Source organism: Cryobacterium sp. MLB-32, assembly GCF_000738085.1.
Classification (GTDB): Bacteria; Actinomycetota; Actinomycetes; order Actinomycetales; family Microbacteriaceae; genus Cryobacterium.
On record NZ_JPRS01000086.1, the window covers coordinates 1 to 23,911 of the forward strand.

23 protein-coding genes are annotated in these 23,911 nt (G+C 66.1%); 12 read left to right on the forward strand and 11 right to left on the reverse strand.

The window, feature by feature from the left end:
* Together JF66_RS10370 and JF66_RS25020 are read left to right on the forward strand one after the other, a co-directional pair.
* On the forward strand, positions 1-296 hold a 296-nt coding region (locus JF66_RS10370), incomplete at its 5' end, for a hypothetical protein (RefSeq protein WP_035877636.1).
* Complete coding sequence (locus JF66_RS25020; RefSeq protein WP_255351524.1) at positions 296-427, forward strand: hypothetical protein; 132 nt, start codon at positions 296-298, stop codon at positions 425-427. The genes JF66_RS10370 and JF66_RS25020, both read left to right, overlap by 1 nt.
* 252 nt (positions 428-679) lie before the next feature.
* Here the strand turns inward: JF66_RS25020 and JF66_RS10375 are convergent, their stop codons facing one another.
* Both JF66_RS10375 and JF66_RS10380 read right to left on the reverse strand, forming a co-directional pair.
* Positions 680-2,404 (reverse strand): DUF5671 domain-containing protein, encoded by a 1,725-nt coding sequence (locus JF66_RS10375; RefSeq protein ID WP_231556373.1) that lies wholly within the window; start codon positions 2,402-2,404, stop codon positions 680-682.
* Entirely contained in the window at positions 2,401-2,865 is a 465-nt protein-coding gene (locus tag JF66_RS10380) for a hypothetical protein (RefSeq protein ID WP_035877638.1), read from the reverse strand. Before JF66_RS10380 ends, JF66_RS10375 begins: the two co-directional genes overlap by 4 nt.
* Before the next feature lie 71 nt (positions 2,866-2,936).
* Between JF66_RS10380 and JF66_RS10385 the strand changes: the two genes are divergently transcribed.
* Complete coding sequence (locus JF66_RS10385; protein ID WP_035877668.1) at positions 2,937-4,436, forward strand: sensor histidine kinase; 1,500 nt, start codon at positions 2,937-2,939, stop codon at positions 4,434-4,436.
* 219 nt (positions 4,437-4,655) lie between these two features.
* On the opposite strand, the gene JF66_RS10390 is transcribed toward JF66_RS10385, so the two are convergent.
* A complete protein-coding gene (locus JF66_RS10390) occupies positions 4,656-4,904 on the reverse strand; it encodes a WhiB family transcriptional regulator (protein ID WP_035837005.1) in 249 nt (82 codons plus the stop codon).
* A 184-nt stretch (positions 4,905-5,088) separates the two neighbouring features.
* On the opposite strand from JF66_RS10390, the gene JF66_RS10395 reads away from it, so the two are divergent.
* Positions 5,089-5,538 carry a hypothetical protein gene (locus tag JF66_RS10395; protein ID WP_156109738.1) on the forward strand — a complete coding sequence of 150 codons (450 nt, stop codon included), beginning with the start codon at positions 5,089-5,091 and terminating at the stop codon, positions 5,536-5,538.
* Between the two features lie 18 nt (positions 5,539-5,556).
* On the opposite strand, the gene bcp is transcribed toward JF66_RS10395, so the two are convergent.
* The 5 genes from bcp to aroA form a co-directional block, all read right to left on the reverse strand.
* A complete protein-coding gene (gene bcp / locus JF66_RS10400; RefSeq protein WP_035877640.1) occupies positions 5,557-6,036 on the reverse strand; it encodes a thioredoxin-dependent thiol peroxidase in 480 nt (159 codons plus the stop codon).
* Positions 6,037-6,073: 37 nt separating this feature from the next.
* Positions 6,074-7,219 carry a hypothetical protein gene (locus JF66_RS10405; protein ID WP_035877641.1) on the reverse strand — a complete coding sequence of 382 codons (1,146 nt, stop codon included), beginning with the start codon at positions 7,217-7,219 and terminating at the stop codon, positions 6,074-6,076.
* Entirely contained in the window at positions 7,212-7,652 is a 441-nt protein-coding gene (locus JF66_RS10410) for a glyoxalase (RefSeq protein ID WP_051973405.1), read from the reverse strand. The genes JF66_RS10405 and JF66_RS10410 overlap by 8 nt, the downstream gene beginning before the upstream one ends.
* Before the next feature lie 237 nt (positions 7,653-7,889).
* On the reverse strand, positions 7,890-8,963 hold the full coding sequence (gene rsgA / locus JF66_RS10415) for a ribosome small subunit-dependent GTPase A (protein ID WP_035877643.1): 1,074 nt from the start codon (positions 8,961-8,963) through the stop codon (positions 7,890-7,892).
* Positions 8,964-10,322 carry a 3-phosphoshikimate 1-carboxyvinyltransferase gene (aroA, locus tag JF66_RS10420; protein ID WP_035877647.1) on the reverse strand — a complete coding sequence of 453 codons (1,359 nt, stop codon included), beginning with the start codon at positions 10,320-10,322 and terminating at the stop codon, positions 8,964-8,966.
* 109 nt (positions 10,323-10,431) lie between these two features.
* Between aroA and JF66_RS10425 the strand changes: the two genes are divergently transcribed.
* Entirely contained in the window at positions 10,432-11,082 is a 651-nt protein-coding gene (locus JF66_RS10425) for a sigma-70 family RNA polymerase sigma factor (RefSeq protein WP_051973409.1), read from the forward strand.
* Positions 11,079-11,321 carry an anti-sigma factor gene (locus tag JF66_RS10430; protein WP_035877650.1) on the forward strand — a complete coding sequence of 81 codons (243 nt, stop codon included), beginning with the start codon at positions 11,079-11,081 and terminating at the stop codon, positions 11,319-11,321. Before JF66_RS10425 ends, JF66_RS10430 begins: the two co-directional genes overlap by 4 nt.
* A 124-nt stretch (positions 11,322-11,445) precedes the next feature.
* On the opposite strand, the gene JF66_RS10435 is transcribed toward JF66_RS10430, so the two are convergent.
* Complete coding sequence (locus JF66_RS10435) at positions 11,446-15,246, reverse strand: multifunctional oxoglutarate decarboxylase/oxoglutarate dehydrogenase thiamine pyrophosphate-binding subunit/dihydrolipoyllysine-residue succinyltransferase subunit (protein ID WP_035877672.1); 3,801 nt, start codon at positions 15,244-15,246, stop codon at positions 11,446-11,448.
* Positions 15,247-15,377: 131 nt separating this feature from the next.
* On the opposite strand from JF66_RS10435, the gene JF66_RS10440 reads away from it, so the two are divergent.
* The 3 genes from JF66_RS10440 to JF66_RS10450 all read left to right on the forward strand — a co-directional run bounded on the left by JF66_RS10440 (position 15,378) and on the right by JF66_RS10450 (position 19,339).
* Entirely contained in the window at positions 15,378-16,817 is a 1,440-nt protein-coding gene (locus JF66_RS10440) for a GuaB1 family IMP dehydrogenase-related protein (RefSeq protein ID WP_035877653.1), read from the forward strand.
* Positions 16,818-16,943: 126 nt separating this feature from the next.
* A complete protein-coding gene (locus JF66_RS10445) occupies positions 16,944-18,305 on the forward strand; it encodes a hemolysin family protein (protein ID WP_051973406.1) in 1,362 nt (453 codons plus the stop codon).
* A complete protein-coding gene (locus tag JF66_RS10450) occupies positions 18,302-19,339 on the forward strand; it encodes a hemolysin family protein (protein ID WP_035877658.1) in 1,038 nt (345 codons plus the stop codon). The genes JF66_RS10445 and JF66_RS10450 overlap by 4 nt, the downstream gene beginning before the upstream one ends.
* A 30-nt stretch (positions 19,340-19,369) precedes the next feature.
* On the opposite strand, the gene JF66_RS10455 is transcribed toward JF66_RS10450, so the two are convergent.
* Positions 19,370-20,464 carry an NADH:flavin oxidoreductase/NADH oxidase gene (locus tag JF66_RS10455; RefSeq protein WP_035877660.1) on the reverse strand — a complete coding sequence of 365 codons (1,095 nt, stop codon included), beginning with the start codon at positions 20,462-20,464 and terminating at the stop codon, positions 19,370-19,372.
* Between the two features lie 65 nt (positions 20,465-20,529).
* Between JF66_RS10455 and JF66_RS10460 the strand changes: the two genes are divergently transcribed.
* Complete coding sequence (locus JF66_RS10460) at positions 20,530-21,411, forward strand: ADP/ATP-dependent (S)-NAD(P)H-hydrate dehydratase (protein ID WP_035877661.1); 882 nt, start codon at positions 20,530-20,532, stop codon at positions 21,409-21,411.
* A gap of 36 nt (positions 21,412-21,447) precedes the next feature.
* Complete coding sequence (locus JF66_RS10465; protein ID WP_051973407.1) at positions 21,448-22,671, forward strand: glycosyltransferase 87 family protein; 1,224 nt, start codon at positions 21,448-21,450, stop codon at positions 22,669-22,671.
* Here JF66_RS10465 and JF66_RS10470 read toward each other — a convergent pair.
* Positions 22,668-22,988 (reverse strand): thiamine-binding protein, encoded by a 321-nt coding sequence (locus JF66_RS10470; protein ID WP_035877663.1) that lies wholly within the window; start codon positions 22,986-22,988, stop codon positions 22,668-22,670. The genes JF66_RS10465 and JF66_RS10470 overlap by 4 nt on opposite strands.
* A gap of 119 nt (positions 22,989-23,107) precedes the next feature.
* On the opposite strand from JF66_RS10470, the gene JF66_RS10475 reads away from it, so the two are divergent.
* Positions 23,108-23,911, forward strand: an 804-nt coding sequence (locus JF66_RS10475; RefSeq protein ID WP_035877666.1) for a N,N-dimethylformamidase beta subunit family domain-containing protein, incomplete at its 3' end; no start/stop codon positions are given.

Genomic DNA, 23,911 nt, shown 5'->3' on the forward strand with positions numbered 1-23,911 from the left:
TTGGACATGAACCCGAGCTTCTCCGGCAGGGTTCGTCAGAGAACTCTAACGCCTGGCTGACCCGCATTGCTGACTACTTGGACGAAGCACGACGAGCCGGGTTGATCTTCGAGGAGACCAACGTCGAGAACGAGTCACGGTTCATTGTCGCCAGCATCATTGGGCTGATCACGCTTGCTATACAGACGTCCAATTTTCCGTTCCTTGTCGCAGACTCACTGACCGTCACAGGTCAGCGAATTGACATGCTGACCGTTATTGCTGCTGGGCACCACGCAGTTCCGTGGCACGAATAGTGAGCAAGACGACAGGATGCTCGCTGGATGTCGGTGCGACACTCCTCGATTTCGACCGTGACGTTGCGGTCGGCGAGATCGTTCCTGTGGTGGGCTCGAGCGGATGCGGCACGGGTTCGGGAGAACGTTAAGTGCGGGCCGCGCCAGCACGGGGGTGGCCCGTGCTCAGGCGACCGGGCTCAGGGAACGCTTTCTCATGACGGTCGACCTGCTGCGTGTCGTGGATCGCTACACCCTCGAGCTCTTGGGGAGGATACGACAGGGGGTGAGGCCTTCGGCGACAAGCGCGATGTGACCTCGCCGGATTCAACGCCTTCAGGCGCGACATCGCCCGCCTTGTGCACGAGAGGGCGAGAGTTGCCCCGTGCCGCGCGTGAGTCTCATCAGTCCTGCAGTGCGATGACCTCGAGCCGGCCGTGAGGGCCGGTCACGATGAGTACCCGGCTCGCGTCCAGGTCGGTGAGCGCCGCCGTGAGCTTGTCGATCGTGGCTGAGTCCGGCACCGCCGATTCCGCCGATTCGGTCGAGCCCGCAGGCGCGGAGCGGCGCCAGACCGTGACGGGCGCCCCGGTGAGGTCAGCGATGGCACGGGTGAGAGGCTCTGGCTCAGCGCCGGTCACGAGGATGACTCGGCCGATACGCCGGTCCGGTTTTGCCGGTGCCGTCGACCGATCCCGCCGCCACACGGCGAAGTGGTACGCAGCGACCAGGCCAGTGGCTACCAGCAGGCCGAAGGGGGCGCGCACACGATCGACAATGCTCGCGCCGGTCGCGTCTCCGAGCAGGAATTCGAACAGGCGAAAGCCGATCACCAGGAGGGTGATGATGGCGACCACGGCGCTCGCGCCGAACACCAGGATGAGGTACAGACGGCGCCCAGTATTGCCCGCCTCTGTGGGGTCGACGGCGGCGGTCGGTTTCCAGGACAGCCACCAGACCGGGCCGCCCACGACGAGTGCGCTGATCCCCCCGAGGAGCAGCGTGCGTGCGTCGGAACCGACGAACACCGGGGCGAGGCTCGCGAGGAGGGCGTTCACGATCACGCCCAGGCCGGAGGCCGCCGTGATCAACCCCACGCCGGAGGTCACGAGAACACCGGCGAGTCTGGTCGACGGTGAGCGCAGGCGGGACTGGCCCCGGTGATACGCCCAGACGAGGGCGCCACAGCCCGCGGCGGCGGCGGCCACGCCGAGCGGCTCGAGAACACGGTTGATCGGGTCTGTGCGGTCGACCGCCAGCCGCAGCAGCACGAAAAGCGTCGTTGCGGACCCGACCAGGGTGATGCCGGCGGCCAGCGCTATGCCGACGACGACGAGGGCCACATCGGCAAGGCCCCCGCGCAGGCCGCGGGCATCGTCGTGGAACCAGTGCCACCACCAGATAACCACGCCGCCCAGACACCAGACCAGCGCTTGCAGGGTGGAGTACCACCACGGCTCGCCGAAGGACGTGTTCGCGGTGACGACGTTCACGGCAGCGTCAAGCAGCGAACCGAGGGCGGTGATGCTGCCGCCGAGGGCGAGCAGAAGCCCGAAGACCGATCCGATGACCGGCGCCACGGTTACCAGCCGGGTGGGGCTCTGAGCCGCGGCCCCGCTCATCCATCGGTGCCAGGCCCAGACGCCTGCCCAGACGATTCCCGTGGCGAACAGTCCCGGTTGTCCGTCGCCGCGAACCACCAGGGCGGCGGCGGTGAGAAGACTGACGCTGAACGTGATGAGCGCGACGCTGCTCATGCCGGCCACGTAGAGGCCCCAGGCCACGGAGCCTCGTTCATCGTCGCCGATGCGTCGCCACTGGGCCCACCAGAGTACCGCCGCGAGCGGACCGGCGATCAGGGTGAATGCGAGAGAACGGGCAAGGCTGGACACATCGTTCGTCGCGATCACGGTGCTGGAGTCGAGGACCCGCCCGAGCAGCCCGCTCAACCCGACGGCGGCTGTCACCACGAGGGCGAACAGCAGGATGAGCACCACCACCCGGCGTGCGGTCGGCTGCGGCGTCGTGACGGGGCCCGTCCGTGCTGCCCGAGCGGATGCGCGAACCCCGATGGCGATGCCGGCGCCGATCACGAGGATCACGCCGACCAGAATGATGCTGATGATCATGGCGTAGCTTTCGGTTTCGGGCAGATGGTGAGTTCCCAGGGAGCGCTCTCGATGCGCCAGGCCCCGTCGGTCTTGACCAGATCGACGACACCGTCGCTCCGGTACTCGGAGGAGCCGAATGGTCCGTTCTTGTATGAGGTTGTTATCGACACCGCCACGTCGGCGGTGTCGTCCCGGATGGTCGTCGACACCAAACTCACGCTGATGTTGTCCGTGGAGGGTCGATCGAGCCGGTCGCACGAGTCGAGGGCCGTCTGGGTCAGATAGAGGGCCGCGGTCTTTTCATCACCCGCGAGCACCGCGGTGGCGTAGCGCTGGACAGCGCCCTCTGGGGTGGCCCGGTCCAGTGGCTCCGGTGTCCCGCTGGAGAAGACGACCGCCACAGCGACGACAACGAGCGCCCCGATGATGACCGAGATGATGACCATGGTTCGGTCTGGCCGTGCGTGTTTCTCGCTCATGCTTTCATGATGGCGCATTATGTGCGCCGGGACGGGAATGACGGGGCTTGCGCTGGCCTAGGCTATTGATCGTGTCGACGCTTAGTGAACTCGTACTTGCCCAGGGCCGCAGCAGCGCGGAGGATGTGGATTGGCTGCACATGCTGGTCGCGGATGGTCAGCTGCTGGCGGATCTTGCCTTCGCCGATATCGTCGTGTGGGTTCCGACCGAGAGCGGCAGCTTTGTTGCGGTCGCGCATGCCCGGCCCTCGAGCGCCGCAACCCTGTTCTATCGTGACTTCGTGGGGCAGAACATCAAGGCCGAGTGGCGCAAACAGGTCACCGAGGCTTTCGAGACGGCCAGGATCGTGGACACCACCGTTCCGGACTGGTACGAGGAAACGCCCACCCGCGTGCGCGCTATCCCCGTGCTGAGGCGCCTGAGCGCCTCGGGCACCCAGGTCGCGCCGGTCCCCATCGCGGTGCTCACGCGCCACACCAACCTGAGCGAGGCTCGTTCACCGAGCCGGCAGGAACTCACCTTCAACGATTGCGCCAGCGACCTGTTCGATATGATCGCCTCCGGTGACTTCCCCGATCTGGGTGCGCCCACCGGTCCGCGGCGCGGGGCTCCCCGTGCTTCCGACGGGCTTATCCGCGTCGACGTCGACGGCTTGACCACGTTTGCCAGCCCGAACGCCCTCTCCGCGTTCAACCGGATGGGGTTCGCCGACGAGCTGGAGGGCGAATCTCTCGCCGAAGTGACCACGAGCCTGCTGGCCGGAACCGGCACAGCTGTCGTTGACGAATCCTTGCCTCTCGTCGTCACGGGCCGCGCCCCGTGGCGCACCGACATTGAGGCCCGGGGGGTGACCGTGTCTCTGCGCGCGATCCCGATCCGCAACCACGGTGAGCGTGTCGGCGCGATTGTGCTGTGTCGCGACGTGACCGAGCTGCGCCACCAGGAGCGTGAGCTCATCACGAAGGACGCGACGATTCGGGAGATCCACCACCGGGTCAAGAACAACCTGCAGACCGTCGCATCGCTCCTCCGCATCCAGGCTCGGCGGACCCAGTCCGACCGTGCACGCGAGGCGCTGACCCAGGCCATGCGACGGGTCGCGGCGATCGCAGTGGTGCACGACACCCTGTCGGAGGGACTCAGTCAGATCGTCGACTTCGATGCCGTGTTCGAGCGGGTGCTTCTGCTCACGGTCGAGGTGGCATCCGCGCACAACACCACGGTGCATCCCAAGTCATCGGGCAGCTTCGGCACCCTGCCGAGCGCCTACGCCACCCCGCTCGCTCTCGTGCTCACCGAACTCGTGACCAACGCCGTGGAACACGGGCTGGCCGGGCGAGAAGGCGAGGTGTCCATCGAAGCGAAGCGCAGCGAAGAGACCCTCACCGTGATGGTGCGCGACACCGGATCGGGCCTGCCGGAAGGCAAGGTCGGCTCGGGGCTCGGCACCCAGATCGTGCGGACACTCATTCAGGGCGAACTCGGCGGCACCATCGACTGGCACACCATGATGGGCAGCGGCACAGAGGTCACGATCGAGATCCCGCTGCGCTTCATGCGGGAAACCTGAGCCATGCCCGACGGCACTGCACTTCTCGGTGGCTCCGGTCGCTGGGCAGCGCCGCGTGCGCGCCCGGTGCAGTCCGGTGCTGCCGCTCGTGCGGCCGCGCGCCAAGCTGCCGGGAGCGGTCCCGCCTCAGGGCGCGCGCTCCGAGCGCGCATAGCAAAACGAGCCTGCGGCCAACCGGTGAAAACCGGAGGCTGCAGGCTCGAACAGAAAGCGTCGGGCTTAGGAAGCGCGACGGGCGCGTGCGGCGCGGCGCTTGAGGGCGCGACGTTCGTCTTCGCTGAGGCCGCCCCAGACGCCCGAGTCCTGACCGGTTTCGAGTGCATACTGGAGGCATACTTCGGTGACGTTGCATCGTGCACACACCGACTTTGCCTTCTCGATCTGGTCCACTGCGGGTCCAGTGTTACCTACCGGAAAGAAAAGTTCCGGGTCGGCAGTGAGGCAGGCAGCTTTGTCGCGCCAGTCCATAGAGATGCTCCTTTGTTGCGGGGTGCACGGCCGATTGGCCAGAGTTGCGGGGAATGGTCGGTTGCAGGAAAAGCTCAGATCTAAACACGCTAGATAAGCTCACGTCCCTGTGAGCGTCAACCGGACCTCAAATATCGTCCCATAATAGGTGGGTCAAATCAATAGTTTTGAATGGAATATACCTGTGACTCAGCGAGAAGAGCCAGATCAGCACCCGTGGACTCGGCTGCGCGCGGAGGCGCGCGAGCTGGTTCGCGTGCCCGGAATGGTCGTTTTCGTGGTGCTTCTGGCCGTCGAAGCGGTGGTGTTGTGGCTCGTCGCCGGGTGGCTCATCATCGAGCTCCTGACCCAGAAACCCGCCTCACTCGGGGGCGGGCTGGCCATTCTTGCGCTCGCGGTTATCGCGGCGGTGTGGGTGAGCGCGATCACCATCGGAGCGATTCGCCGGCGACCGTGGATTCGCGGCGGAGCAGTCACCTGGCAGCTCGTGCAGATCATGGTGGCCGTCGGGTGCTTTCAGGGACTGTACGCCCGGCCCGACCTGGGGTGGGCGATTCTGCTGCCGTCACTCGTGGTGATTGTGCTGGCGTTCACGCCCAAGATTGTGGCGGCCACGAGCCATCCCACCGAGTAGGGCTCGACCACCCTTGGGTCAGGCGTCGAGGCCGAGCTTCTTGCGCAGGCTCGCCACGTGGCCGGTGGCCTTCACGTTGTAGAGCGCGAGCTGGACGGTGCCGGCCTCATCGATCACGAACGTGGACCGAAGCACGCCGGTGACGGTCTTGCCGTACAGGTTCTTCTCTCCCCACGCCCCGTAGGCCCGGTGAACGTCGAGTTCGGTGTCGCTCAGCAGGGGGAAGTTGACTGCGTCGTGCTCCTGGAACTTCTTGAGCTTGGCCGGTGCGTCCTTCGACACGCCGAGGACGTGGTACCCGGCCGATTTCAGGGAGCCCAGGTTGTCACGGAAGTCGCAGGCCTGCTTCGTGCAGCCCGGGGTCATCGCGGCCGGATAGAAGTACACGACCACTTTGCTGCCGGCATAATCGGCGAGGGAGACGGATGCGCCGTCCTGGTCGGTCAGGGTGAATTGGGGGGCCGTGTCGCCGGGCGCAAGCCGCATTGAATCCGTCATGACTACACGCTAGCTGGTCTGGGGAGGAGGCTGTGCGTCAGCCGGAGACGACGCAGACGGACTCCGCGACGAGGTACAGACCCTCCGATGTCCCGCCAATGGTGATGCTGCGCACGGAATCCGATCGATCCTGTTGTGTGTACAAGTCAGTGCCCATGGCACGATCGGTCGCGATGAATCCCCGGCGTTTCCACGACTCGACGACGGCGTCGAACGGCGCCATGGGGCTGTCGACGATCTCAAAAATGGGCAGCAGCACGCGACCGCTCACCTGCTCGCCGACCCCGGTCTCGCACGCGGTGATCGCGACGGTGGCCACGCCGCGAATGCCGGCCGTGTCCCCGGCCTCGTTGAGGAGGGCGGTGACGCGCGCCAGGTCGGACTGCAGCTGTGCGTCCGCCGCCGCGGGGTCGAGCGACACGACCACGGGGGAGTCGCCGGCGCCGCCGTCGGGGGTTTCGTGATCCGGAGCCGTCGTGTCGGGGACGGCCGCGTGTGGCACCCCGCTGCCGCCTGCATCCTCTGAGTCTGGCGTCGCGGTCACGGTCACGCTGCCGGCGCTGCGGCCGGAGGACGACTCGGCTTCGACGGTGACGGCGGCCAGCGCTCCCTGGCCGAATTCGGGGAGGGTACGCAGCGCGGCGACGGCCGCGTTCACCTGAGCCCGGGAGTCGATCGTGAGGGTGAGGTGTGCGTCTCCGCTCGCTGCACGTACCCGGCTCGCATGCTCGATGTGACGTAGAGCCACCGCGGCATCGGCCAGCTGCCCGGCCGAATGGACCTTCGGCCCCATGGCGCCGAGGGTCAGCACAATCGTGGCGCCTCCGTGTTCTGCCGGCAAGCGCACGGTCGCCTCGGTGGGGACAGTGTCGCGAGCGGCTGCGAGGTATCCCTCGACCGCCTCGGCGAGCGGTCGCAGGGTGGCGGCATCCGCATCGGCGGTCACGTCAATGCTGGCCGTCCAGTGCTCGTCGACGGGCGCGGCCGCGTGCTCTTGCTGTGAGATTCTGGCGGTCACTGCGACGACCCCGTCGGTCGCGCGGATCGTGTCGACGGTGCCTTTGACGGCCTTGACGATGCTGTCGGGCGGTGGAGGGGCGAAAAGGCTGCACCCCGCAAGGGAACAGGCCAGCGCGAGCAGGGCCGCGAGCCCGGCAGTGCGCAGCCGGAGTCGACTAGGCACGCACGCCGAATGGGGACGTGAAGCGGATGAGGTAGCCGTCGGGGTCCTGCACGAGGAATTGTGTGACGCCGGACCGGGTATCGCCGGTGTCGTACCAGGTGGTCTCGGGGGCCATGAAGAGCGGCCAGGCGGCGCCGACGAGTCGTTCGGCCACGGGGCCCGTAGCCGGAACAGAGATCTGGAAGTTCACCCCGCGGCCCAGGGGTGCCTCGAGGGTGCCCGGCACCCAGTTGCGGCCCACTCCGATCTGTTCGAGCATGACCTGCGCCGTGCCGAGCTGGAGATACGCGAACCGCTCGGCTGGCCGGTCATAGAGAATCTGAAAGCCGCACAACCCCACCCAGAAATTGAGGCTGACCGTCAGGTCGGTGATCAGCAGTTCCGGTACCAGTCCGGGCGCGGGCGCTGCGGGTGCATTCGGAGCGGAGGTCATACCTCCCAGTATGTCGCCGTGGCAGGTGTCGCTTGACCGGCCTCGCGCTCGCGCTGGCTCGCGCTCGCGCTGGCTCGCGCTGGCTCGCGCTGGCGCTGCCTCGCGCCGTCACAGGGCATCTGCGGCGGGGGCGCAGGTGGGGAGACCTTGCGCGCACGGCGAAGCGTGCCGCGGTCTCCAGCGGGCGCCTGCGGCGTGCGGTGGGTGCGCTGCGTCGTCCGCAGTTCGTGCCGCCCGTCAGCGGGCGGGGGCGAACGTCGCGAGCAGGCGCTGCAGGGAATCGAGGCGAACCCGACCGGTCTCGCCGAGTTCTCCTGCGGCGACCGCCTCGATGATGGCGCAGTCCGGTGAATTGGGCAGGTGTGTGCAGCCGCGCGGGCAGCGTTCGGCAATCGTGGCGAGGTCGGTGAACGCCTTCAGGATGTTGTCGGTGTTGATGTGACCGAGGCCGAAGGACCGCACGCCGGGAGTATCGATGACCCAGCCGCGGCCGGCATCCGTTTCGAGTCGCAACGACACGGTCGACGACGACGTGTGCCGGCCCCGGCCCGTGACGGTGTTCACGACGCCGATGGCACGGTTGGTGCCGGGTACGAGCGCATTCACGAGCGTGGACTTGCCGACGCCCGAGTGGCCCACGAACACCGTGTCGTGGCCCACCAGCGCCGTGGAGATGGCCTCGATGGGCATCTCGCCCTCGCTGCTCTGGAACACCGGCAGGTCGAGTCCGGCGAAATTGGCGAGGAACTCGGCGGGGTCGGCGAGGTCGGTCTTCGTGATGCAGAGAATGGGGGAGACCCCGGCGTCGTACGCGGCCACGAGGTAGCGATCCACTAAGCGGATGCGCGGCTCCGGGTTGGCCGCGGCGACCACGATCAGCATCTGGTCGGCGTTGGCGACGATGACGCGCTCTACGGCGTCCGTGTCGTCGGCGCTGCGACGCAGCAGCGTGTCGCGGTCAACGATGCGCACGATACGGGCGAGGGTTCCCTCGTCGCCCGTCGTATTGCCCACGATATCGACGCGATCACCGTTGACGACGGCCTTCTTGCGCAGCTCGCTCGCCCGTGCGGCCGTCACCCGACGCTCGGTGGGCAGGTTCTCGTCGAGCATCACCGTGTACCGCCCGCGGTCGACGGTGAGAATGCGCCCGGTCAGCGCGTTCTCGTGCTGCGGCCGGGTCTTGGAACGCGGCTTGGTGCCCTTGCGTCCGGCGCGCACGCGCACGTCCGATTCGTCGTACTGGGGTTCGTCTTCGTCAGGCGTCGACCACCAGGCGTCGGTCTGGTTGTCCGCGTCGTGTCCCGGCATCTAGAGAGTGGCCTCAGGGATCATGGCGTGCCACAGCTCGGGAAACTGGGGGAGTGTCTTGGCCGTGGTGGCGATGTTCTCCACGAGCACGCCGGGAACGACGAGCCCGATCAGGGCGCCGGCGGTGGCCATGCGGTGGTCGTCGTAGCTGCGCCATTGTCCGCCGGTGAGGGGCTGAGGCACGATGTGCAGGCCGTCGGGCAGCTCGGTGACGTTGCCACCGAGCCGGTTGATCTCGGTGGCGAGGGCCTCGAGTCGGTTCGACTCGTGGTGACGCAGGTGCCCGATACCCGTGATGGTGCTCGGCGAGTCGGCGAGGGCCGCGAGGGCCACGAGGGTGGGGGCGAGTTCGCCGCCCGTGGACAGGTCGAGTTCGACCCCATGGATGCCGCTGCCAGCGCTCACGGTGAGGCGATCGCCCAGGACGGTAGCGGTCGCGCCGAAGAGCGGCAGCAGCGTGGCGAGGTCGGCGCCCACCTGGGTGGTTGAGGCGGGCCAGCCCGAAATGGTGACGCTTCCGCCGGTCACGAGCGCCGCGGCGAGGAACGGCGCGGCGTTGGACAGATCGGGTTCGATGTCGACCTCGGCACCCGCGATCGGACCTGGCTTGACGGTCCACTCACCGACCGCCGGACTCAGGACGGTGACCCCGCGAGCCGCGAGAGTGGCAATGGTCATCTCGATGTGCGGCAGGCTGGGTAGGCGCTCGCCGGAATGACGCAGGTGCAGGCCGTTCTCGAAGCGGGACCCGGCGAGGAGCAGACCAGAGACGAACTGGCTCGACGCGCCCGCGTCGATGGTCACCTCGCCGCCGGCGAGAGCGCCCCGGCCGTGCACGGTGAAGGGCAGGGCCCGGCGACCGTCATCGTTGATGTCGGCGCCGAGCTCCCGCAGAGCGGTGATCATGGTGGCCATCGGGCGTCGGCGGGCACCGGAGTCGCCGTCGAATGTCGTGGGTCCGAGGGCCAGGGCGGCCAGCGGCGGCAGAAAGCGCATGACGGTTCCCGCGAGTCCGCAATCGACCGTGGTAGAGCCGAGCAACTCGCCGGGGGTGGTGCGAAGGTCGGGGCCGAACGAGCCTTTTCCGGGAACCTTCTCGATGGTGGTGCCCAGCTGGCGCAACGCATCGACCATCAGGTCGCTGTCGCGCGAGTGCAGCGGGGCGCGCAACAACGAGGGACCCTCCGCGAGGGCAGCCAGCACGAGCTCCCGGTTGGTCAGCGACTTCGAGCCGGGGAGGGAGACCGTGCACGCCAAGGGACCGGACGCCGTGGGGGCCGGCCACCACTCATCCGCTTCAACGGGCACATTGTCGCCGTAGGGGTCAAACTCCGGCTTGGAATATCTCGAGATCAACATCGGTTATCAGAATAGTCGGGATACGACGTAACGGAAGGATTCAATGGCAGTGTCGACGCTCCTGGAGCGACCCAGCAGTCTCACAATCAACGGCCTAGAATTGCCGGTGATGACTTCAGACACGCCCGTGAGCTTGAATCCGGCGGAAACGCCGGATGAAGCGCGCGAAAAGAACCGAAACCTGTTCGAAGAGCAGGCCCTGCCCTTTATCGACCAGCTGTACGCGGCGGCCATGCGCATGACACGCAACCCGTCCGACGCTCAGGACCTCGTGCAGGAGACTTTTGTGAAGGCCTTCGCTGCCTTCGCGCAGTATGAGCAGGGCACCAATCTGAAGGCCTGGCTGTATCGAATTCTCACGAACACGTTCATCAACGCGTATCGCAAGAAGCAGCGGGAGCCATACCAGGGCACGCTCGATGAGCTCGAAGACTGGCAGATGGGCGGCGCGGAGTCGACCACGGCTATGTCGGGGCGCTCAGCTGAGGCCGAGGCCATCGATCACCTGCCGGACAGTGCGGTCAAGGATGCCCTGCAGTCCATTCCAGAGGACTTCAGGCTCGCCGTGTACTTCGCCGACGTCGAAGGCTTCTCCTATCAGGAGATCGCCGAAATCATGAAAACACCTATTGGCACCGTGATGAGCCGCCTGCACCGTGGCCGGCGACTTCTTCGCGAGCTGTTGGCCGGGTACGCGAGTGAACGAGGACTCAGCACCGGTACGAGCACTGAACTGAAATCCGGGAGCAGAAAATCATGACCGATTGTGGATGCGAGAGGGCCAAGGCCGAACTCGAGGAGTACCTGCACAACGAACTGCGCAAGGAAGAGGCTGCTGACATTCGTGAGCACCTCGCCACCTGCACCGACTGCAGCAGCGAGCACCTGGTGGGGCTGACCCTGACGGACGCCGTGCAGCGGGCGTGCAAGGAAACAACGCCTGAAGACCTGCGCGATCAGGTCTTGCTTCGCCTTCGTTCGATCCAGTCCACGCACTAGCGCCACCGCGGACCGGCCGCCACCGCATCGGTGAATTCGCCGGTACGACAAAGCCCCTCTCACAACAACCGAGGTTGTCGTGAGGGGGGCTTTGTCGGCTGTGCGGCGACAGGGTGAGCGGCGGCTACAGCGTGAGCGCGTCGCGGATCAGCTCGGCCTGCTCCGTGGCATGACGCTTGGCAGAGCCTGCGGCCGGTGAGGCCGAAGCCGCCCGCGAGAACAGTCGCACCGGGCGCGGGCCGAGCTTGTTGGTCTCCAGGTAGAAGAACGGCCAGGCGCCCTGATTCTCCGGCTCGTCCTGAACCCAGGCGAGCTCGGCGCCCGGATACTGGTCGGCCACGTGCTTGAGCTCGACGGCGGGGAGTGGGTAGTACTGCTCGACGCGCACGAGGGCGATCTCGGGATTCGGGTTCTTCTCGAGTTCGTTCAGCAGGTCGTAGTACAGCTTGCCGGCGAGGAAGAGCACGCGCTTGACGGCGCCCTTGTCCGCGATCCGGACATCGTCGATGACCGGCTCGAACTTGCCGCTCGTGAGATCGGCCACGGAGCTGGTCGCACCGCGCAGTCGCAGCATCGACTTCGGCGTGAAGACGACGAGCGGACGGCGCGGACGCATGTACGCCTGACGCCGCAGCAGGTGGAAGTAGGACGCCGGCGTCGACGGGCGGGCAACCGTCATGTTGTTCTCGGCACACAGCTGCAGGAAGCGCTCGATGCGTGCTGACGAGTGGTCGGGACCCTGGCCCTCATAGCCGTGCGGCAGCAGCAGCACAACGGAGGAGCGCTGACCCCACTTTTGCTCGGCGGACGATACGAACTCGTCGATGATGGTCTGCGCACCGTTGGCGAAGTCCCCGAACTGGGCTTCCCACAGAACGAGCGCGTCGGCTCGTTCCACGGAGTAGCCATACTCGAAGCCCATCGCCGCGTACTCGCTGAGCAGGGTGTCGTAGATCCAGAACCTGGCCTGGTTCTCCTTGAGGTTGGCCAGCGGCAGCCATTCCTGGCCGTTGACGCGGTCGTGCAGCACGGCGTGCCGCTGCACGAAGGTGCCGCGGCGGGCATCCTGGCCGGCGAACCGCACGGGGGTGCCTTCGAGCAGCAGGGAACCGAGAGCGAGAAGCTCGCCGAAACTCCAGTCGATGTTGCCGTTACGGCTCATGTCGAGGCGTTTCTGCAACAGCTGCTGCAGTTTGTTGTGCACCGTGAAGCCGGCGGGCTTGTTGTTGAAGGCATCGCCGATCAGGTGAATAACGGATTCCGAGACACCGGTGGTGGCCGGCTCGCCAGCAGCGGCTTCCTCGTCGATCGCGCGCTTCTCGGCGTGGGCCTTCGCGGCGATCTCTGGTGTGATGATGGGGATCGATGCGGTCTGGGCGGCGTGGGTCTCCATGAAGGCACGTTCGAGGCGGTCCTGGAAGTCGCGGTGGGCGGCTTCGTATTCCTCCTCGGTGATGTCGCCACGTCCGACGAGCGCCTCCGTGTAGAGCTTTCGCACGGAGCGCTTGGCCTCGATCAGGTTGTACATCAGCGGCTGGGTCATCGAGGGGTCGTCGCCCTCGTTGTGACCGCGGCGGCGGTAGCAGATCAGATCGATGACCACGTCGCGCTTGAACTCCTGGCGATACGCGAAAGCGAACTCCGCGGCGCGCACAACGGCTTCAGGGTCGTCACCGTTCACGTGCAGGATCGGCGCCTGAATGGTCTTGGCGACGTCCGTCGAATACACGGATGAACGCGCGTCGCCGGGGGTCGTGGTGAAGCCGAGCTGGTTGTTGACGACGATGTGGATGGTTCCACCCACGCGGTAGCCGCGCAGTTGGGACATCTGCAACGTCTCGAGCACGACACCCTGGCCGGCCATGGCCGCGTCGCCGTGGATCAGGATGGGCAGGGTGGAGAACGTGCCGATGGGCTTGCGGTCCTGCTTGGCCCGAACGATGCCTTCGAGCACGCCGTCGCCGGCTTCGAGGTGGCTGGGGTTCGCGGCGAGGGATACCGGGATCTCCGCACCGTCTTCGCCGCGGAACGTTCCCGTGGTGCCGAGGTGGTACTTCACGTCGCCGGATCCGTGCACGGTGCGCGGGTCCTGTGTGCCCTCGAACTCACGGAAAATCTCTCCGTAGGTCTTTCCGGCGATGTTCGTGAGCACGTTGAGGCGACCACGGTGGGCCATGCCGATGGCCACCTCGTCAAGGCCCTGCTCAGCGGCACTCTGCAGGATCGAGTCGAGCAGCGGAATCGTGCACTCGCCACCCTCAAGGCTGAAGCGCTTCTGGCCGACGTACTTGGTCTGCAGGAAGGTCTCGAAGGCTTCCGCCTCGTTGAGCTTGCCGAGAATGCGCATCTGCTCAAGGTGCGAGGGCTTGACGTAGGTCTTCTCGATCTTCTCCTGCACCCACTTGCGCTGGGCCGGGTCCTGAATGTGCATGTACTCAATGCCCGTCGTGCGGCAGTACGAGTCCCGGAGCACGCCGAGGATGTCGCGCAAAAGCATGAGGCGTTTGTCGCCGAAGCCGCCGGTCACGAAGGAACGGTCGAGGTCCCAGAACGTCAGTCCGTGGTTCGCGATGTCGAGGTCGGGGTGCGAGCGCTGCTTGTACTCGAGCGGGTCGATGTCGGCCATGAGGTGCCCGCGCACGCGGAAGGAATTGATCAATTCCTGCACACGGGCGGTCTTGTCGACGGCGCTTGCGAGGTCGACGCTGATGTCCGGCGCCCAGTGGATGGGCTCGTACGGGATACGGAGGGCGGAGAAGATGTCTTCGTAGAAGTTGTGCTGGCCGATGAGCAGCTCGTGCACGATCTTGAGGAATTCTCCCGAACCGGCACCCTGGATGACGCGGTGGTCATAGGTGCTCGTGAGGGTGATGGTTTTCGAGATGGCCAGGCTCGTCAGCGTCTTGACGCTCGCGCCCTGGAACTCGGCCGGGTAGTCGAGGGCGCCGGCACCGATGATGCAGCCCTGCCCCTTCATCAGACGCGGTACGGAGTGCACAGTTCCGATGCCGCCCGGGTTGGTGAGCGAGAGGGTCGCTCCGGCGAAGTCGTCCGCCGTGAGCTTGTTCAGGCGGGCGCGGGTGACGAGATCTTCGTACGCGCTGAGGAATTCACCGAAGGACATCGTGTCGGCGCGCTTGATGGCCGGAACCAGCAGAGCACGCGTACCGTCGGGCTTGGGCATGTCGATCGCGAGACCCATGCCGATGTGCGCCGGAGCGACGACGGACGGCTTGCCGTTGACCTCGTCGTAGTAGACGTTCTGGCTGGGGAACATCTTCAGGGCGCGGATGAGGGCCCAGCCGATCAGGTGTGTGAACGACACCTTGCCACCGCGAGCGCGCTTCATGTGGTTGTTCATCACGATGCGGTTGTCGATCAGCAGCTTCGCCGGGATGGTGCGCACGCTTGTCGCGGTCGGGACGGTGAGGCTCGTGGCCATGTTGGCGGCGAGGGCCTTGCCCATGCCGCGCAGCGGGGTGATGACGTCTTCGGCCACGGGAACCGCGGCATCCGTGATGACCTGCATCGGGGTCGTGACGGGCGCGTCGGCCGGAACCGGCACTGGCTTGGGCGCGAGGGAGGTAGTTCGCGCCGTCGGCTGTGCTGCTGCTGCGGTTGGCGTGGCGGCCGGTGCTGTGGCGGCCGGGGTGGGAGCGGCCGTGGGCGCCGGTGCTGCGGCTGGCTGCGCTGCCTGAGGCTTGGCGGCCGGAGCCTGCGCCGCCGGAGTCTGCTGGCCGGGAGTCTCAGTCACCGGGGCGTTTGCTGTCTGGTGGTAGCTTTCGAGAACGGGCCACCAGGACTCGTCCACAGAGTTCTTATCGACGAGATAACGTTCGTAGAGCTCGTCTACGAGCCACTCATTCGCTCCGAATTCGCCTGACGTTTTTTCGTCTGAAGCACCACCGGTTACCTGGCTTGACACCGTCCGATCGCCCACTCTCCGCGTTGATGTTGGATGTCCCTGGCGAAGACGTCGCCGGGTCAGTCTGCGCATCAAGCCTAATCCCATTAGAACCGGCTGCGGTCACCCCCGCCAGGGGATAGCGTTCTGGTATGCGGTTCTATGGAACAACCCCCACCAGTGACCTGACGTACTCTGACGTCTTTCTCGTGCCCGGTCAATCTGCGATTCACAGCCGCATGGACGTGTCGCTTGCACCCGGTGACGGCACGGGAGCGACATTGCCCATCGTCTCGTCGAACATGAACTCGGTGACCGGCCCGCGCCTCGCGGCCTCCCTCGCGCGCCGAGGCGGACTGGGCGTGCTGCCGCAGGACATGCACCTGCAGGACCTCGATGCGGCCATCCGCTGGGTGAAGGCCCAGTCGGTTCGCTTCGACACACCGTTCGTCTTCGGCCCCGAGGACACCGTCGAGATCGCTCTGCGGCAGGTGCCGGCCCTGGACGGCCAGGGAATCCTCATCCACGGAAGCAAAGGTGAATATCTCGGCTGCATCGTGGCGTCCCGCCTCCGTACCGCCCTCGGGGATGCGCTTCTGGGTGATCTGCTGCACGGCTCGATGGCTTCGCTTGACGCCGACGACGTGGACGGTCCTCGGCGTGCCTTCGACCTGATGACCGAGGCCGACCTGGACTTCGCCCCTGTGATGCACCACGGAATCGTCGTCGGCACGCTCAGCCGAAAAAGTGCCCTGCGTTCCACTCTGTATGACGCTGCTGTCGACGGGCAGGGTCGGCTCAAGGTCGCGGCCGCCATCGGAATCAACGGCGACGCTGCGGCCAAAGCGCGTGCGCTGGCGGCCGCTGGCGTCGACGTGCTCGTGATCGATACCGCCCACGGCCATCAGGACGGAATGATTGACGCCCTCAAGGCCGTCGCCGATTTGAACCTCGGACTGCCGATCGTCGGCGGCAACGTCGTGACGGCCGAGGCGGCGCAGGATCTCATCGCCGCCGGCGCCACCATCGTAAAGGTGGGCGTGGGACCAGGGGCCATGTGCACGACCCGTATGATGACGGCCGTCGGACGTCCACAGTTCTCGGCCGTGCTCGAAACCGCCGCTGCGGCGGCCGAGCTCGGCGCTCACGTGTGGGCGGATGGCGGAGTGCGCTACCCCCGGGACGTGGCGCTCGCGCTGGCCGCGGGGGCGGCATCCGTGATGATCGGTTCGTGGTTTGCCGGAACGACGGAGGCGCCCGGAACGCTCAATACGGATGCTACGGGTCGCCTCTACAAGGAAAGTTGGGGCATGGCATCGACAAAGGCCGTGCAGGGGCGGTTCGAGCGCCTCGATGCGTATGAGCTCGCGCGAAAGACCCTCTTCGCCGAGGGCATTTCAAGCTCCAAGATCTATCTGGATCCGCTGCGGCCCTCTGTTGAAGACCTGCTCGACATGATCACGTCTGGCCTGCGGAGTTCCTTCACGTATGCGGGGGCCACGTCGGTCACCGACTTCCACGAGAAAGCGCGCGTGGGCCTGCAATCCGCTGCCGGCTACGACGAGGGCAAGGCGCTTCAGGTCTCCTGGTAGCCCCGCTGGACCCGTTGCGGGCAGGGGAATCCGCTATAGTTGGAGGAATAATGGACGACCCTCCTTCACCTGAAACACCCAGTCATAAACGCTCGCTGCCTACCCTGCTGATCGCCGGTGGTGGCAATGTTTGAATGGGTCATGCTCGGGTTCGGCCTGTTACTGACCATCGGTACCGGCATCTTCGTCGCCAGCGAGTTCGCCTTGGTCAATCTGGACCGTTCAGAACTTGAGGCTCGACGAGACCGGGGCGAATCTCGCCTCGGCCTGACGATCGCGGCACTCAAGATCACGTCGACGCACCTCTCCAGCGCGCAGCTCGGGATCACCCTCACGACCCTGCTCACCGGCTACACCATGCAGCCGGCGATCACCACGATGTTGACCGGGCCGCTCACGAGCGCGGGGGTGCCGGCGGGCGTTGTGCCGGTCATCGCCACGACCACGGCTGTCGTTGTAGCCACCCTCCTGTCGATGATCATCGGCGAGCTCGTGCCGAAGAACTTCGCCCTCGCGCTGCCGATCCAGACCGCGAAGCTCGTCATTCCGGCCCAAACGGTGTTCACGACGGTGTTCAAGCCTGCTGTGCTTGTGCTCAATGGCAGCGCGAACGGCCTTTTGCGTGCCGTGGGCATCGAGACGAAGGAAGAGCTCTCGGGTGCCCGGTCTGCCGAAGAGCTGTCCTCGCTCGTGCGCCGATCGGCCAGCGCCGGCCTGCTCGAGAAAGACACGGCAACGCTGTTGCACCGCACGCTGCTGTTCTCCGGCCACACCGCCTCCGACGTGATGACACCCCGCCCGCGGGTAGCGGTCATCTCCCGAACCGCGTCAGCCCAGGCGGTGATCGATCTCACGCGTCAGACCGGATACTCCCGTTTCCCGGTGATTGACGAGAGCGCCGACGACGTCGTGGGCATCGTGCATGTGAAACAGGCTGTCGCGGTGCCGCGCAACCGTCGTGCGGCCGTACCGGTTTCCGGACTGCAGACCGAGGCCGTTCGCGTGCCCGAAACCATGAAGCTCGACGGTCTGCTCAGTGAACTTCGCGGGCGCGGTTATCAGATGGCCATCGTCGTGGACGAATACGGCGGAACGGCGGGTGTGGCCACGCTCGAAGACCTCGTGGAGGAGATCGTGGGTGAGGTGGCCGACGAACACGACCGTACGCGTGCGGGCGTCGTGCGCTCGCCGGGTTCTCTGACCTTCCCGGGCATGCTGCGTCCCGATGAGCTTCTCGAACGGGCCGGTCTCATCGTGCCGGATGACGGCCCCTTTGAAACGGTGGCCGGCTACGTGATGAGCGAGCTCGGGCGGCTACCCGTTGTGGGGGATACCGTGCCGATCGAGGGCGGCAACCTCCGGGTGGAACGCCTGGACGGCCGTCGTATCGACCGACTGAGATTCACTCCCGAGACCGAGACCGAGACCGAGACCGAAACGGAGACCGCCACGGCTGAGGCAACTGACGGGGAGGTGAAGAAAGCATGAGCGATTGGGCAGGAATAGCGTGGCTCGTTGTGTTGCTCGCCGCCAACGCCTTCTTTGTCGGTGCCGAATTCGCGGTGATCTCCGCCCGACGCTCGCAGATTGAACCGCTCGCCGAGTCGGGCAAGCGCAGCGCCAAGACGGCGCTGTGGGCGATGGAACACGCCACGCTCATGCTCGCCACGACCCAATTGGGCATCACCGTCTGTTCGCTGCTGATCCTGAACGTGTCGGAGCCGGCCATTCACCATCTGCTCGAGGTGCCGCTGGGCCTGACCGGGCTGTCTGCGGAGGTCACCGGCACGATTGCGTTCCTCATCGCCCTTGTGCTCGTCTCCTACCTGCACGTGGTTTTCGGAGAGATGGTGCCGAAGAACCTGTCCTTCTCCGTTCCCGACCAGGCCGTTCTCATCCTGGCGCCGCCGCTCGTCTTCATCGGCCGGATCTTTTCGCCCGTGATCGTGGCGCTCAACGCCACCGCCAACGGTGTGCTGCGGCTCTTCGGCGTGCAACCCAAGAACGAGGCCACGAGCACCTACACGCTCGACGAGGTCGCCACGATCATCACGCAGTCCACAAAGGAGGGCGTGCTGTTCGACGGCACCGGGGCGCTGACGGCCACCTTCGAATTCACCACGCGCAAGGTGCAGGACGTTGCCGTGCCGATGGCCAACATCATCAGCCTCCCCGAGACGGCGACCCCCGCCGATGTCGAGAAGGCGGTCACCCGGCACGGCTTCTCGCGTTTCGTGCTCGTGAGCGAGGACGGGGATCCCACCGGTTACGTGCACCTCAAAGACGTGCTCGACCTCGATTCCTCGGAATACAAGAACCCGATCCCGGCCAAGCGCATCCGTCAGCTCGCCTCGATTTTTGAGGAAACCGACCTGGAAGACGCGCTCGCGACCATGCGTCGCTCCGGGGCCCACCTGGCCCGGTCGTTCACCGAACTCGGGGAGACCACCGGGGTGCTCTTCCTTGAGGACATTATCGAGGAGCTCGTGGGCGAAGTGCAGGATGCCACTCGTCGCGAATGACCGTCGGGTGAACGGTAAGCCGGCCGTGCCCTAACTGACGGGTTCGGCCGGCCAACGGGCCCGGGCGAACTGAGGTGGCCAGTAGTCGAGGTCGACGCCGAGTTCATGAGCGGCCTGCAGGGGAAACCGGGGGTTGCGCAGCAGCTCTCGGGCGAGCATCACCGCATCGGCGCTGCCGGAGGCCACAATTTGTTCGGCCTGTTGCGGCGTCGTGATCAGCCCGACCGCGCTGACCGAGACATCCGCTTGCTCCTTCACGAAGCGTGCGAATCGCACCTGATAGCCGGGCCCCAGCGGAATGGTGGCACCGGCCACATTGCCGCCGGTGGAGATATCGAAGAAGTCCGCGCCGGCTGCGGCAGCCCAGCCCGCGACCGTTGCGGTCTGTTCCTCGTCCCAGCCGCCGGGGGCGTAATCCGTGGCCGAGAACCTCACGAAGAGGGCCCGGTCGTCGCCGATCTCCTGCCTTACGGCGACAAGAATACGGATGAGCAGGCGTGCGCGGTTCTCGAGGGACCCGCCGAACTCGTCCGTGCGTTCGTTGCTCAGTGGTGACAGGAATTGGTGCACCAGGTAGCCGTGTGCGGCGTGGATCTCGATCACGTCGAAGCCGGCGTCGACGGCCCGGCGTGCCGCTGCTCGGAAATCGGCGACGACCTGGTTGATACCGGAGAACCCCAGAGCTGCGGGGGTGGCATACCCGGTGAAAGGAATGGCGGACGCTGACACGGTGGCCCATCCGCCGTCGACCGGGGACATCGTGCCCCGCCGATCCGTGCCCCAGGCGGGCCAGACGGATGCCTTGCGGCCAGCGTGCGAGAGCTGAATTCCAGCCTGCACGCCCTGCGCGTGCATGAAGGCCGTGATGTGAGCCCACGCGGCAGCCTGAACGTCGTTCCAGAGGCCGGTGTCCTTGTCGGAAATGCGACCCTCGGGGCTGACCGCGGTGGCTTCCGCGATCACGAGGCCGGAACCTCCGGTGGAGAGGGATCCCAGATGCATGAGGTGCCACTCGGCGGGAACACCGTCCCGGGTCTCGATGGCGTACTGGCACATCGGCGCCGCCCAGAGGCGGTTGCGCATGGTGACGCCGCGAACCGTGAGCGGTTCGAAGAGAGCTGACACGTTATTCCCCCGTCACGGACGTCGTGGTTTCTTCGACTGTCGTGGAAACAATCTATCGTGGGCACATGGCAAAACCTCGGGGATGGCTGGAATGGAACGCCGAGCAGGCGCGCGCGTGGATTCGCGTGCCGGGGCCGACGGACGACAAATACACGCGCGGAGTTCTCGGCGTGATGACGGGATCGAAGGACTATCCCGGCGCTGCCGTGCTCGCAGTCGAGGCCGCCGCACGCACCGGCGTCGGTATGGTGCGCTACATCGGTCCAGGCCGTGCCAGCACGCTCGTGCTGCAGCGCCGACCGGAAGTCGTACTCGCGGCCGGCAGGGTGCAGGCGTGGCTGCTCGGGTCCGGAATCAATGGTTCCACGCGCAGCGACGACGTGACGCGTGAGCTCGATGCGGCCCTGAACGCGGGCCTCCCGACCGTCTGTGACGCGGGGGCGCTCGACCGCCTCGGCGTGGCGGAGGCGGATGCCGCGCGGCCGATCGTGATCACCCCGCACTACCGTGAGCTCGCGGCGCTTCTGAACGATCTGCCGAGGGCGAAGCAGACGACAGCGGAGCAGATTGCGGCGGCACCGGCCGAGGCCGCCATCCGCGCCGCCCGGCTGCTCGGCGTCACGGTGTTGCTCAAGGGAGCCGTCACCCGCATCGCCTCGCCCACGGGTGCGCGTTTGACCGTGTCCGGTGCTCCGGCCTGGCTATCGACGGCCGGGTCCGGTGACGTGCTGGGCGGCATCCTCGGAGCGCTGCTGGCCACGAACTCCGCGCGTGTCGCAACGGATGCGGATGCCCTCGCGGCCCTCGCCGCGACCGCCGCGCTCGTGCACGCTCGTGCGGCGGAGCTCGCATCCGCCGGCGGGCCGATCACCGCGCTCGACGTGGCCGAAGCTGTGCCGGCCGTGATGCGGGCCTTGCTTGCCGTTCCCGCCGAGGGCAAGCACTGAATTTCGGCGCCCGAAGCCTGCGGCTACAGTAAGCACGTGTCACGACCCCTCTCCCAGCGCGCGCCCCTCCTGTGGAGCGCGTTCTTCGTCGTTCACGTCGTGATCATTCTGCTTGCCCTCTACGGGCCCGGCAACCCGCTGGGCGACCTCGCAGTGGTCTATCGTGGCTGGGCCGACGACCTGCGCAACGGCACGATCACGGGCATCACAACCCCGTTCGTGTATCCGATTCTGGCCATGATGCCGATCAGCGCCGCGATCGTGCTCGGCGACGCAGCGTACGTGTACACATGGTTCCTGCTGGTGACCCTGTTCGATGCGGCCGCGTTCGCCGTTCTCGTGCGCGGGGTGCGCCCGCAACGCGTACGGGTGGCGTGCTGGTGGCTGCTGTTCCAGCTCTTGCTCGGCCCGATCGCCCTGTCTCGCATCGACTCCGTCACCGTGCCGGTGGCGATCATCGGGTTGCTGTGGCTGGGCAGCCGACCGTTCTGGGGAACGGCTCTGCTGGTGCTGGCCACGTGGGTGAAAATCTGGCCCGCGGCCGTGATCGCCGCTCTTGTCGTGGTGTGGCCGAAGCGCTGGCGGATGCTGCTGCTCGCGGCAGCCATCAGCCTCGGCATCGTCGTGGTCGCGCTGATTCTCGGTAGTGGCAGCAACGTGTTCAGTTTCGTGACCGCCCAAACCGGGCGTGGGATTCAGATCGAGTCGCCCGTGGCCGGTATCTGGATGTGGCTCACGGCCCTGCACGTGCCAGGGAGCTCGCTCTACTACGACCGGGACATCCTCACCTTCCAGGTGCTCGGTCCCGGTGTGGACACCGTGAGCACCCTGATGACCCCGTTGATGGCCCTGACGGCTGCTGTCGTGATTCTGCTCGGTGTGCGGGCGACTCGCGGGCGGGCGGCATTCGTGACCGTGTTCCCGCCGCTCGTCCTCGCGCTCACGGTGACGCTCATCGCGTTCAACAAAGTAGGCTCCCCGCAGTTCATCTCCTGGCTCGCGGCACCGATCATTCTCGGGCTTGTCTGGCACGGGGACCAGTGGCGCACTCCAGCGACGCTCGCGCTCGTGCTCGCCAGCCTCACCCAGCTGGTCTACCCGTATTTCTACGACCGGTTGCTCGTGGCCGACCCCACGCTCGTGCTCGTACTCACCGTGCGAAATCTGCTGGAATTCGTGTTGCTGGGCTGGGCGGTGCGGGAATTGTGGTCGTACGATCGTGGGGATGAACGTACCGGCGAACGCCGGTTACGGGCTTAGGAGCTCGGCTGCTCGTCGTCGCCCAGGGCATGCTCGAGACGCTCAAGTTTGCCGGTCATCTCGCCGACGAAACCCGGTCGAATGTCTGCTTTGAGCACGAGTGAGACGCGGGAGCCGTACTCGCCGACCGCTTCCGTGGCGCGCCGCACAACCTCGAACACCTCCGCCCACTCGCCCTCGATCGTGGTGAACATGGAGTCGGTGTGATTGGGCAGGCCGGACTCGCGGACAATCCGAACGGCGGCGGCGACAGCGTCGTGAACGGAACCATCGACACGCCCGGTCCCGCTGGGGGCAACTGAAAAGGCAACTAGCATGTGCCCATTCTGCCTCTCATTCCTCCCGGGCGTCCAGCAGCGTCGGACCTGTGCATCGACCGGTCTCGCCCAGTTAAGGGGCGAGATGTTCACTCCCCTCGTGTGGGAACCTGAAATTCATGAGCAATACGCGCCTTTCTCTGCCCTCGCCTGTGCAACGCAGGACCCAGCTCCTCGGAGCATTGCTCACCATCGCTGTGATGGGCAGTACGCTGTGGCCCGTGCACGCTGCCAGGGCGGAGGCCGTTGAACCGTGCGGTTCAGCGTCGAACGTCATCGTCTGTGAGAACAGCAAACCCGGCGTTTCTCCGGATGAGTGGGACATCAGCGGATCCGGGGATCCGACGATTCAGGGCTACTCGTCCGAGATCAGTGCGAACGTGGGCACGAGCATAGATCTCAAGGTCAAAACGGATGCCGCGGCATACACGATCGACATCTATCGCACCGGTTGGTACCAAGGGCTCGGTGCCAGAAAAGTGGCGACCGTCGTACCGTCGGCAACCTTGCCGCAGCAACAGCCCGACTGCATTTCGGACAGCGCGACGAATCTCTATGACTGCGGCACGTGGGGAGCGTCTGCCACGTGGAGCGTGCCGTCGGACGCTGTCTCCGGGGTGTACATCGCCCTCCTGACTCGCACCGACACGGGCGGGCGAAGTCACATCACCTTCGTGGTTCGCAACGAAGCGAGTCATGCGAGTGTGTTGTTCCAGACGTCAGATACGTCGTGGCAGGCGTACAACAACTACGGCGGGAGCGACTTCTACCCGGGTGGGGTAAACGGCCGCGCCTACAAAGTGAGTTACAACCGGCCCTTCAACACCCGCGCCGGATCGACATCGCGGGACTTCTACTTTGGCAGCGAGTACCCGCTGGTGCGCTTTATGGAGAAGAACGGGTACGACGTCACGTACTACTCC